Here is a 12830-nt window from a genome sequence, read left to right as displayed (position 1 = left end):
CCTTGAAGTTAATGCTTGCCTTACACTATAATAAATATAAATTTATTTAATAGGAGGAGATTTTATGGAATGTACAATTATGGCCATCGCTATTAACCCAAGAACAAAATCCGCACCTACTGTTCAGGAAATCCTAACTAAACATGGATGTATTATTAAAACAAGACTAGGACTTCATGAAACTTCTGAAGCAACTTGTTCTCAAAGAGGATTGATTTTATTGCAATTAAGGCCAGATGCTGAGAATATTGAAAAACTAAAAGCTGACCTCACAAACATAGAAGGTGTTACAGTTAACACAATGGTAATATAGCATATACATTTAAAGGCTAAAGATGAGAATTTATTCCCTTCTTTAGCCTTAAATATATTCAAGATAATTCTTATCTATTTATCTTCTTTAGCTGTTATTTCTATTCCTAATTCTCTTAATTGCTTTTCATCAACTACATTTGGAGCTTCTGACATCGGACAAGCTGCATTCTGATTTTTAGGGAATGCTATAACATCTTTGATGTTTTCTGTTCCACTTAAGAACATCACTATTCTATCCAAACCATAAGCAATTCCGCCATGTGGTGGTGGTCCATATTGGAACGCCTCAAGCAAGAATCCAAATCTTTCCCAAGCGCTCTCTTTAGTGAAACCAAGAGCTCCGAACATTTTCTCTTGAACATCACTTTCATGTATTCTTATACTTCCCCCACCAAGCTCTTCACCATTAAGTACAATATCGTACGCCTCTGCTCTTACTTTAGCAGGGTCACTTTCTAGTAAATGCATATCTTCTTTTTTAGGCATAGTAAACGGATGGTGTTTAGCAACATATCTATCTTCTTCTTCATTATACTCAAACTGAGGGAAATCAGTTATCCATACGAAATTAAACTCATTATTATCTTTCAACAACTCTAGTTGCTTCGCAAGCTCTAATCTTAAAGCTCCAAGACTTTGTAATACAACTTCATCTTTATCTGCAACAATAAGTATTAAATCCCCAGTTTTAGCTCCTGAAGCTTCTATGATGTTATTCATCTCTTCTTCGCTAAAGAACTTAGCTATAGGAGATTTAATTCCATCTTCCTTAAGAGCTACCCAAGCTAAACCTTTTGCTCTATAAGTCTTAACAAACTCACCTAATTTATCAACTTTTTTTCTACCCATGCCAGAGCAACCTTCTGCAACAATTGCTCTTACACTTCCACCAGCCTCTATTGCACCCTTGAATACAGTAAATCCACAATCTTTAACAACTTCGGAAATATTATTTATTTCCATACCAAATCTTAAATCAGGTTTATCACTACCATATTTAGCCATAGCTTCATCATACGGCATTCTTTTAATAGGTAACTGCACATCGATGCCCTTAACTTCTTTAAACAATCTCTGTATTAATCTCTCATTTACTTCAAGTACATCTTCCATATCAACAAATGACATTTCAATATCCACTTGAGTAAACTCAGGCTGTCTATTAGCTCTTAAATCTTCATCTCTAAAACACTTTACTATTTGGAAGTATCTATCAAATCCAGAAACCATCAATAACTGCTTAAAAATCTGCGGAGATTGAGGTAATGCATAAAACTTGCCTGGATAGTTTCTACTTGGTACAAGGTAATCTCTTGCTCCTTCTGGAGTACTCTTAGTTAGCATAGGAGTTTCCATCTCTAAGAATTTATTCTCATCAAGGAAATCTCTAATTACCTTAGCAGCTTTATGTCTGATAACAAGTTTTTCTTGCATATCAGGTCTTCTAAGATCAAGATATCTGTACTTTAATCTAATATTCTCAGCTGCATCTAAATTTTCTTTTATGTATATAGGTGGTGTCTGAGATTCTGATAAAATTCTAATACTCTCACCTTTAAGTTCTACCATTCCTGTTGGAATTCCTTTGTTAGGAGATTGCCTCATAACAAGTTCACCCTCAATAGCAATAACATATTCCGATTTTACAAGGTCAGCTTTTTTGAATGCTTCCTCATTAATCTCATCTCCAAAAACAACTTGTAGTATCCCTTCTCTATCTCTTAAGTCAACAAATACAAGTCCTCCTAGATTTCTTTTTCTTTGTACCCATCCCATAACTGTAAGCTTTTGACCAATATGTTCTTCTCTACATTCGCCACACATAATACTTCTCTTTAAACCATTTAAACTTTCACCCATGTTTTTTTCCTCCTTTTAAACTTTCCTGAGCATCTTTACTTTTTCCTCAGTAATCTCTTCAACTTTATCCATATAGGTTCTCACATCTTTATTATTTGCTAATCTCTCAATGATACCATTATCAAATAGAAATTTAGAAATTCCATTAGCACCTACAGCAATAATCGTTTGAGTATCTTCTATCATAGCAATATTGTAAACACACTCGCTTCTACTAATAGAATACCCTATGTTTTCCATATTGCCAAGCATATTCTTTTGTCTATACATATAATATGGTTTCATATTCATTTTTAATGAAACCTCTTCAACCAACTTAAACATTTTTACTATTTCATGTTGTTCCGAAATACTAAGGGATTTTTCTACCACAAGTTTTTCATATAATTTCGAGCCTCTTTTAATAGATAATCCATGTACAGTTATACTCTCAGGCGAGAGTCTTTTTATCTCTTCACATGTTTTCTTGACCTCATTTAATCCTTCACCAGGCAACCCTATAATTAAATCCATATTTATATTGTCATGACCTAACTCTCTAGCCATTTTAAACGTTTTAATTATATCTTCCGAATCATGGGTTCTCCCTATACTCTTAAGGGTATAATCATTCATAGTTTGAGGATTTATACTTATTCTATTAACCGCCATTTCTTTCATACACAGCAACTTATCGTAGGTAATCGAATCCGGTCTACCACATTCAACAGTGAATTCCCTTATCCTAAAATTAGTAATAAAGTTTTCATAAATACTTTCCATAACTTGTCTGAACTGCTGTTCATTAACCGCTGTAGGCGTTCCCCCACCAAAATACACAGTATCTATAGTTAGATCAAGCCTTTTAATCTCTTCAGAAATATTCTTAATCTCCCATAAGAGAGTTTTTATGTACTCTTCAACTTCTTTCTCTTTCCTTCCTATCGGATTGGAAGTGAAAGAACAATATAAACATTTACTAGGGCAATAAGGCATACCTATATATACACTAATCTTTTTTCTATCTTCATCCATCAACTTTAACTCATTCTCCGCTACTTCAATACATAATTTAGCTTTTTCTTCGCTGGTTAATGATGTTCTATGATAAAATTCAACTATCTCATGGATACTTTTTCCTTCTTTTAAAAGTGTCATAGCCCTTTTGCTTGGTCTTATACCAATCAGTGTACCCCAAGGAAATATTTTTCCTGTTTTTTCTCTAAGATAAGAAAATATCCCTTTTCTTATCTCCTCTTTAATGTGTTTCTCTTTTGAAATTTCAAACCGCCAAGATTGACCATCATTTACAATAACAACCTCATGTTCATGAATAAAAACTTCATATTCATAGTTTTCTTCGTGAAACTCAATTTTGAGATTCTGATAATATATATTGAACATCTGATATACATCATAAGAATAATGTTCATCATTCAACTTAATTATTATTTTATTTTTATTTAAAATTTTCTTCATCGAAAACTTACCTCTACCTTACAAAAGAGTTTTCTCTCTTCTCGTCTTTTATAGTTGTTGGAGTACCACCATGCCCTGGATAAACAATTGTTTCTTCTGGAAGAGTATAGAGTTTTTCCTTAATACTTTTAGCAATTAAATCACTATCTCCTCCTATAAGATCAGTTCTGCCAATAGATCTATAAAATAGCGTATCTCCTGTAAAAACCACCTCTCCAACTTTAAAACTCATACCTCCAGGTGTGTGTCCCGGAGTTGCAATACACTCTATCTCAAGTTCTCCTACTTTAAGCACACCACCTGATGCTAAATGCATATCTGCACCATTAGATAACAGCGGTCCATATAACGAGGCTCCACTCATAATAAGTTTATCATCTTCACTAGAAATTGCAATTTTACCACCCACAGCTTCTTGAAGTTCCGCTCCTCCTGTTGTGTGATCCACATGCCCATGTGTAAATAAAATATATTCAACATCCATCTCTATTTTTATTAATGCCTTCAAAATATCATCAACATCTCCACCAGGATCAATGACAACTCCTTTTCCACTAACTTCATCTTTCACAAGATAACAATTAGCTCCATAAATCCCTGCCACAACTCGTTTTATAATCATAGAACCCTCCAAATGTTAGAAATCTTTATTACTTTCAAGTAAAAGCGTCACTGGTCCATCATTTAAAATATGAACATCCATATCTGCTCCAAATTCACCCGTCTGAACATTAACTTCATTTTTACATGCTTCTACAAACTTTTCGTAAAGTTTTTCTGATTCAACTCCACCAAGTGCCCTCATAAAGTTTGGACGTCTACCCTTTCTACAATCTCCATAAAGAGTAAATTGAGAGATTATTAGAAGTTCACCCTCCACATCTAAAAGTGATTTGTTCATTTTTCCATTTTCATCTTCAAAAATTCTTAAATTTACAATCTTATCTTTAAGATATTTTATATCCTTCTCATCATCTTCTTCACAAATACCTAAAAGAACGTTTAACCCTTTACCTATTTCCCCAATAATTTTTCCATCTACCTCAACTTTAGATTCTTTAACTCTCTGGACAACCGCTCTCATAACATTCACCTCTCATATTACTTTTTCAGTCTATATATCTCCAAAATTCCATCAATTTTCTTTAGTTTCTTTATTACAGTCTTTATATGCTCAATACTATTAACTCTAATCTTTAAATTTATCAATGCAATACCATCACTTTGAGTAACTGCATTTATTGAACATACTGGTGTTTTACACTTTACAACACATTCCATGACATCAGCAAGAATACCATCTCTATTAACACTCTTCATCTCAATTTCACTGATGAATTCATTTGATTTAATTTTACCCCAGTTAACATCTATTATCTTTTCACCTTCTGTTTTCAAAAGATTACTTGCATTTTTACAGTCTTTTCTGTGTATAGATATACCTCTTCCTTTAGTAACATAACCAATCACATCGTCCCCAGGAACCGGATTACAGCATTTTGCGAATCTGACCATAAGATTGTCAGCTCCCCTAATAACAACATCTCCATTTTTCTCATCAGCTTTATTACCTCTCTTGAGAAGTGCTGAGATTCTCTCCTGTTCCTCTTCGATTGTAAGTTTTTCTTTATTTGTCTTAATAAGATCACTAATCTTATTAAATACATAGTCAAGAAGAACCTCTCCTGATCCTACTTCTGCAAAAAGATCCTCGTAAGTCTTAATGTTAAATCTTTTAAATAACTTTTCAACATTATCCTCACAAAGTAGTTCATATAGAACTACCTTCATCTTCTTACATTCTTTTTCAATCATTTCTTTACCAACTCGGATGTTCTCGTCTCTCTGTTCTTTTCTAAACCAAGCTTTAATCTTGCTCTTAGCCTGATTACTTTTCACAAAAGACAACCACCCTATACTAGGTGCCTTCATTCCAGGCGAAGCTATAACTTCCACAATCTGCCCTGTTTTTAGCTTATAATCAATAGGTACTATTTTGTTATTTACTTTCGCTCCTACACATCTATGTCCAATATCCGTATGAATTCTATACGCAAAGTCAACAGGAGTAGACTCCGAAGGTAAATTTATAACATCTCCTCTTGGTGTAAATACAAAGACCTCATCAGAAAACAGATCTATCTTAAATGAATCCATAAACTCAGCAGCATCCGATGTTTCCCCTTGCCACTCAAGAATATCTCTTAACCATGTTAGTTTAGTTTCAAAATCATTCTCACCATTTTCCGTTTGCCCTTCTTTATATTTCCAATGAGCAGCTATCCCATACTCAGCAGTTTTATGCATTTCCATAGTTCTAATTTGAATCTCAAATGTTTTTCCTTGCGGTCCAATAAGCGTTGTATGGATTGATTGATACATATTAGGCTTTGGCATTGCAATATAATCTTTAAATCTACCTGGAATAGGTTTATATAAAGTATGCACTATACCTAACGCAGCATAACAACTCCCTACATCTTCAACAAGAATTCTAAGAGCAGTTAAATCAAAGATTTGATCAATACTCTTATTCTTGTTTATCATCTTTCTATAGATGCTGTAGAAGTGTTTAGGCCTACCTTCAATTTCTGACTGAATACCCGCTACCGACAGTTTGTCAGATAGTTCATCTATGATGCTATTTATAAACATCTCTCTTCCTGCTCTTTTTTCCGCAATCATACGAACAAGGTTATAATACTCATTAGGATCTAAATATCGTAATGATAAGTCTTCAAGTTCCCACTTAATTTTTGAAATTCCCAATCTATGTGCAAGAGGTGCATATATATCTATAGCCTCTTTTGCTTTTTCTTTTTGTTTATCGATTGGCATATATTTTAGTGTTCTCATGTTATGAAGTCTATCGGCCAATTTAATTAGTATAACCCTAATGTCCTTAGCCATAGCAAGAACCATTTTTCTTACATTATCTGCTTGTTCTTCTTCCTTAGACTTATACTTTATCTTTTCTAATTTAGTTACACCATCAACAAGTATTGCAACCTGTTCATTGAATTCCACCTTTACATCATCAAATGTATAATGAGTATCTTCAACCACATCATGTAATAAAGCTGCCGCTATAGTATTCTCGTCTAAATTCATCTCAGCGAGGATACACGCCACTTCAAGAGGATGAGTAATGTATAACTCACCAGATTTCCTTCTCTGATTCTCATGTGCATCATTAGCAAATCTAAAAGCTTTCTCTATGAATTTTTTATTAATATAACTTCCATTTTCATCGAGTATATTAAACAGTTTCATCAACATACTAATTACCCCTAAATTAAACGACTGGTCATAAACCAGTCGTTAATACTTATTTTTATAAAATTATTATATTATATACTTTCGAATTATGCAATTAATCATTGGAATTTTCTTTAAATATCATATTTAATAAGTGAGTTTATATCATATCCTTGTAATTTATCTCTTCCATTTAAATCAGTTAGTTCTATAACAAAATTCAAAGAAGCTACTTCTCCACCAACTTCTTCAATCAGTTTAGAAACTGCAGCTACTGTTCCACCTGTAGCCAACAAGTCATCAACAACAGCGATTCTCTGCCCAGGCTTTATAGCATCTTTATGAATTTCTAATCTATCTTTGCCATATTCCAAGTCATACTCAACCGCATAAGTATCATATGGTAACTTTCCTGGTTTTCTCACTGGAATAAATCCAATTCCCAATTCATTAGCAACTGGCACCCCAAATAAGAAACCTCTTGCCTCTGGTCCAGCAATCATGTCAATGTTCTTATCCTTTAAGTGGTTAACAATCTGATTTATTGCTTCCCTTAACGCTTCTCCATCTGCCAACAATGGCGTTATATCCTTAAAACTAATCCCTTCAACAGGAAAGTTTTCAATTATACGAATACTATCTCTTAAATCCAATTTTATGCCCCCTAATATTAATTTATTCTTAAATAGAAATATATAAGTATTTCCTCATTATCTATAAATACTTATAATTATTAAAAACATTACCTATGTACGTTAATTTTCATAAATATATAATAAAATCAATCTATTTATTATTATATCTCATCATACAATTTATTTCAATATGCCCTCTTTTCATGAATTCTTTTCTGTTCACTTTCTTTAATAAGATACTTAGCAATCTGTCTAGCTCTTTGCAGATTATCTGTAGTAAATAACTCAACTAGAATCTTCGAGTCATCCATTCTTCCCAATGCGTTAAGAGAAGGCTTAACGCCTTCAACCACTAACTGCAATGTTGATAGATTTATTTCATTGATATCATTCATTTCAAATAATGCTTTTATCCCATAATTATTTGTATTATGTAATTTGTCTATCCCTAATCTAATCAATAATCTATTTATATCCTTAATAGCCAAATCGGAACTGATTATAGCTAACATTATTAAATCAGTATACTTATAGAACACACCCGTCCTATAATAGGATGAGATTGCTTCTATTATATCAAAGACTAATATTGCATCTGTTATACATTCTTTGCTATATCCTTCTATATTAGCCTCATTCACAATGAAATTCTCTTGATAGTACTTAGCATCCTTTTTTACTACTATAAAATCGATGCCATTTTCCCTCAAAATCTCATCTTCTTTATGAGATTGAAGATCACAACCAATTAATATTACAAGTTTAGCTCCAAAAGCTTTAATATAATTATCAATATAATTCTTTGTTAACTTCCCATCTAAAGTAAACTCATTTGGTGTAAGGTATTCAACATCAGCATTCAAATACCTCAAAGTGAGCAATAATGATGACAGACTTAAAATACTCTCAGAGTCATTATTTGAGAACACTACTATCTTTTCCCTATATGTAATTGCATTAATAACCCTCTTCAAACTGTTTTCCAAATTATAAGCCATAATATTACCCTTATCTAAAATGATTTTTTGTCTCTTAAGCTTGTTTGTCAATTTTTAACGAACTAAAGAGAAACATCTTATATTATAATTGAAAACGTGAAATATTACAATGTTTTAAGAGGATTTAATTACTGCTAGGGTTTTAAAAAGTTCTCAACTAAAAAAGGCGCGTTTCACGCGCTTCGCTAGGGAAACCTATGTTTCCCTTCGACGCAACTATCGTTGCTGAGCACCCATCTTAAACCGGCAGGGGAAATACTTCCCCTACAACCCCTTCATTTTTTTATTCTTTAGAAATTGAACTGGTACAATTTTACACAATCATATAACCCATTGATATAAGCAACATTACATGTGATAAATTCTTTATGAAATTATTCAATTTCCTAAAGAATAAAAAAAGCATGCGAATGCATGCTTTTTTAAAAATTTATTTATAAGCTTTTTTAAATTTCTTGCTAATCATTACCCAAGCTGGACTAGCTATGAATATTGATGAATAAGATCCTGATACTACCCCAACAATTAATGGAAGTGTAAATTCTCTAATTGATGGTACAAGAATAAATAAAATTATAATTGTAATCAATGTAGAAATAGACGTATTAATAGATCTTGAAATTGTTTGTCTTATACTGTTATTAGCTAATTCATTAAGTGGTAACTTTCTATTTTTATTTTTATTCTCTCTTACTCTATCAAATACAACGATAGTGTCATTTATAGAATAACCTAGAATAGTTAACATTGCTGCAATAAACGGTGTGTTGATCTTAACATCGAAAATAGCATAAATACTCAATGTTATTAAAATATCATGTAACAATGCAATAACTGCTGCAACACCAAATGTAAATTCAAATCTGAAAGTTATATATATCAGCATGGCAATAGTAGCAACAACAACTGCAATCCAAGCCGTTCTAGTAAGTTCTTTACTTATAGACGCCCCTTTGTTGCTCTCTGATAAAACGTAATCATCTTTCAACTCAAACTTATCTTTAATTTCTTTATGTAGTGCACCTATACTTTCTTTTTCAATTGCATCAGCTTTAAATGATAATTCAACTTCAGTTTTATTAACAACTCTGATTTCAGTATCATCCACATCACAGTATTTTGAAATTATTGTTTCTATTTCTGTTTTATCATCTTGACTCATCTCTTTCTGGAAATCAACCTTTACAACTGTTCCACCTTTAAAATCGATACCAAAGTTCAGTCCATTTGTAAACATAAAGAATAGTCCTACTGCGATTATTGCTATGGAAATAGAAAACCAAATTTTACTCTTTTCAACTATCTTTAGCATACTCCACTACCCCCTTTTCACACCGAAGTGTCCAGGTTTCTTAAGTATACCCATGGACATTCCAAGTTTTAACATGTATTTTGTGAACACAAGAGCAGTAAGCATACTTACAGCTATACCAATCAATAACGTTAATGCAAATCCTTTAACTGCTCCTGTACCTATGAAATACAGTATTAGTGCAGCAATTAATGTAGTTACATTTGCATCTACAATAGAAATTAACGCTCTACTATATCCTGCATCCAAAGCAGTTCTTGGTGATTTCCCAAGTTTAATTTCTTCTTTTATTCTTTCAAAAATAAGCACATTAGCATCTACAGCCATACCTATTGTTAAAAGTAAACCTGCTATACCTGCTAACGTTAAAACCCCACCTAAACTTGCAAAAATATTCATATCTAAAACAACAAATAATAATAATGCGATTGAAGATATTATTCCAGGTATTCTGTAATAAATTATCATAAATACCATAATGATTAGAATTCCAATCATTCCTGCTGTTTTACTTAATGAATATGCGTTTGCTCCTAAAGTTGCACCTACAGTATTATATGATTCAACCTTTAATGTAACAGGAAGCGCTCCTGAGTTGATTAAGTTTGCAATACTACTTGCTCTCTGCTCACTCTCAATATTGTTTATAACAGCATCTCCACTTGTAATAACAGCTGATACTGTTGGACTAACAATTTCATCCTCATCTAAATATATTATAATTTGTTGATTTAGGAACTTTTTTGTAGCTTCTTCAAACTTCACAGCGCCTTCTTTATTAAGATTCAACGAAACCAATGGTCTTCCAATTTCATCTCTTCTAGCAACCGCTCTCTCAACATCTTCTCCAGTTAAGATTGTTTCACCATCTGGACCAACAAACTTAAGTTGACCAGTTTTACCAACAAGGTTAATTACTTCCTCAGAATCATATACACCTGGTATTTCGATTCTGATTCTATCTTCCCCGTCTCTTGCAACAACTGTTTCACTTATCCCTAATTTATTTACTCTCATTTCAATTAGTTCTTTAGTTCTAGCCATTGCACTTTCTTCTAAGGTTCTTCTAATAGTGGCAACACTCTCATTTGGGTTGCTCTCCTTATATTTTTGAACCTCCTCATCACTTACGTTGTAATCTTGAACAGTTTCTACTACAGAAATCCCTCCAACAAGATCCAATCCCTTTCCTATACTTTCATCCATAGACTTAAATTTATATGTATTAAATACTGTAAGCCCATTAAAAGTAGCAAAAGAAAAAATTCCTACAAATAAAACGATGATTAAAAATATTAAGGTACCTTTTCCTTTTTTCATGTATATCCTCCTTTACTCGCAAGTTAAATCAACATCCATAGAATTAATTATAAATCCTATACGTTAAATAGTCAATATTTCCAATTTAAGACTTTTCTTTTTTTATTCTTTTTCCATCTGTAATGCTTTTAATGCAATAGCACATTCAATTCTCTTCTTTTGAAGTTCACAACCTAGTTCATATGGTTTATTCATATCCCCATTAAAACTATGATTATTAGCTTGACAACCGCCACTACAGTAGAATCTTGCCCAGCACCCTGTACACTTTTCTTTATTATAAATATGAGCACTCTTGAACTTTTTCATTATATCCTGATTCAATTCATCACTCTCTAGTGTACCCATTTTATATTCTTCTTGTCCGACAAACTGATGACATGGATATATTTCTCCTTCTGGTGTTATGGCTACATACTCATGTCCAGCGCCGCATCCACTTATTCTCTTATATATACATGGCCCACCCTTTAAATCCACATTAAAATGATAGAAATTGAATCCTTCACCTTTTGAATTTTTCTCAGCCATATATTTATAAAGTTTATCATACTCTGCCTTTATAACTTCTACATCTTCAGGTTGTAAAGCTAGTGGATTTTCGTATGGAAGAACAACTGGTTCGATAGAAATCTCCTTAAATCCTTCTTCTACAAAATGCTTTACATCTTGGAAAAAGTCAAGATTATTTCTTGTGAATGTACCTCTCACATAGTGCATTTTGTCCTTATCTCTCTTAGCAACCATTTTTTTAATCTTAGGAAGTATAGTATCATAACTTCCTGTTCCATCTTTTCTTTGTCTCATTGCATCATTAATATTCTTTCTTCCATCAAGACTCAAAATAATATTTACCATATTTTCATTTAAATACTCAATGATCTCATCGTTCAATAATGTAGCATTAGTAGTCATAGTGAATCTAATATTTTTCCCGTGTTTCACTCCAGCTTCTCTACCATATTGGACAATTTCTTTAATTTCTTTCATAACCATTAAAGGTTCTCCTCCAAAAAGATCAACCTCAATGTTTTTTCTAGGTCCAGAATTCTTTATAACAAAGTCAATTGCTTTCTTAGCCACATCGACAGACATCCTCTTCTTACCACCATGATACTCACCTTCATCTGCAAAACAATATTTACATTGAAGATTACAATCATGAATAATATTTAAGCATAGCGCCTTTATATACGATGGTCCTTCTTGCCCATTAATAGCTATATCTCTATATAATTCTTCTGAATACAAATACCCTTCATTCACAAGGTATTTCAATTCTTCATATGCTTCTTCTATCATTTGATTTTCATATTTACCATTTAAATTTTTCTTTACAATCTCTAAATCTAAAAACTTTTCATCGTCTAAAATATCAAATACTAACTCATCAATCTTATGAAGTGATCCTGAATTGATATCAATAACAAAATAATCATTTCCCTGTTTAAACTTATGTATCAAAGCCACTATCATTTCCTCCTATTTATCGTATTTAGGCATATTCAAATAACTAACCAATCCGTATGAGACAGATATTTAACTTGTTATTTATTTTCATGTACCTTATCAATTAATTTTATTGCCTTTAATTAAAGGCTTGTTGAGAAAAAAGTTATTTTTTCTCATTTGCCTAATAATATAGGAATTCTAGTTAAAAACTCCAAATACTAT

Annotated in this window: 11 protein-coding genes; 1 reads left to right on the top strand and 10 read right to left on the bottom strand. The window is 32.2% G+C overall.

From position 1 onward, the window contains the following. Positions 1 to 64 precede the first annotated feature (64 nt). Positions 65 to 313, top strand: coding sequence for a CPF_0552 family protein (locus KDK92_RS22965; RefSeq protein ID WP_250861755.1), 249 nt, complete (start codon positions 65 to 67; stop codon positions 311 to 313). 74 nt (positions 314 to 387) lie between these two features. On the opposite strand, the gene aspS is transcribed toward KDK92_RS22965, so the two are convergent. From aspS to scfB, 10 genes are all read right to left on the bottom strand, one after another. After that, positions 388 to 2175 carry an aspartate--tRNA ligase gene (aspS, locus tag KDK92_RS22960; protein ID WP_250861754.1) on the bottom strand — a complete coding sequence of 596 codons (1788 nt, stop codon included), beginning with the start codon at positions 2173 to 2175 and terminating at the stop codon, positions 388 to 390. Between the two features lie 15 nt (positions 2176 to 2190). Further along, positions 2191 to 3633, bottom strand: coding sequence for a coproporphyrinogen III oxidase (locus KDK92_RS22955; RefSeq protein WP_250861753.1), 1443 nt, complete (start codon positions 3631 to 3633; stop codon positions 2191 to 2193). Positions 3634 to 3646: 13 nt separating this feature from the next. Further along, the gene (locus tag KDK92_RS22950) at positions 3647 to 4255 is read right to left on the bottom strand and encodes an MBL fold metallo-hydrolase (protein ID WP_250861752.1); all 609 of its coding nucleotides are present in this window, start codon (positions 4253 to 4255) and stop codon (positions 3647 to 3649) included. Between the two features lie 15 nt (positions 4256 to 4270). Continuing rightward, positions 4271 to 4717: a D-aminoacyl-tRNA deacylase gene (gene dtd / locus KDK92_RS22945; RefSeq protein WP_250861751.1), complete on the bottom strand. Its 447-nt coding sequence runs from the start codon at positions 4715 to 4717 to the stop codon at positions 4271 to 4273. A 17-nt stretch (positions 4718 to 4734) separates the two neighbouring features. Beyond that, the gene (locus KDK92_RS22940) at positions 4735 to 6912 is read right to left on the bottom strand and encodes a RelA/SpoT family protein (RefSeq protein WP_250861750.1); all 2178 of its coding nucleotides are present in this window, start codon (positions 6910 to 6912) and stop codon (positions 4735 to 4737) included. Between the two features lie 113 nt (positions 6913 to 7025). Next, the gene (locus KDK92_RS22935; RefSeq protein WP_250861749.1) at positions 7026 to 7544 is read right to left on the bottom strand and encodes an adenine phosphoribosyltransferase; all 519 of its coding nucleotides are present in this window, start codon (positions 7542 to 7544) and stop codon (positions 7026 to 7028) included. A gap of 167 nt (positions 7545 to 7711) precedes the next feature. Continuing rightward, positions 7712 to 8524, bottom strand: a complete 813-nt coding sequence (locus KDK92_RS22930; RefSeq protein ID WP_250861748.1) for a single-stranded-DNA-specific exonuclease RecJ family protein — start codon at positions 8522 to 8524, stop codon at positions 7712 to 7714. A gap of 430 nt (positions 8525 to 8954) precedes the next feature. Further along, on the bottom strand, positions 8955 to 9836 hold the full coding sequence (gene secF / locus KDK92_RS22925; RefSeq protein ID WP_250861747.1) for a protein translocase subunit SecF: 882 nt from the start codon (positions 9834 to 9836) through the stop codon (positions 8955 to 8957). 6 nt (positions 9837 to 9842) lie between these two features. Beyond that, complete coding sequence (secD, locus tag KDK92_RS22920) at positions 9843 to 11156, bottom strand: protein translocase subunit SecD (protein ID WP_250861746.1); 1314 nt, start codon at positions 11154 to 11156, stop codon at positions 9843 to 9845. Positions 11157 to 11258: 102 nt separating this feature from the next. Continuing rightward, positions 11259 to 12626: a thioether cross-link-forming SCIFF peptide maturase gene (gene scfB / locus KDK92_RS22915; RefSeq protein WP_250861745.1), complete on the bottom strand. Its 1368-nt coding sequence runs from the start codon at positions 12624 to 12626 to the stop codon at positions 11259 to 11261. Positions 12627 to 12830: the final 204 nt, after the last annotated feature.

The organism is Oceanirhabdus seepicola (assembly GCF_023684385.1).
GTDB classification, from domain to species: domain Bacteria; phylum Bacillota; class Clostridia; order Clostridiales; family Clostridiaceae; genus Oceanirhabdus; species Oceanirhabdus seepicola.
This window is presented reverse-complemented; position numbering and strand designations above follow the sequence as displayed.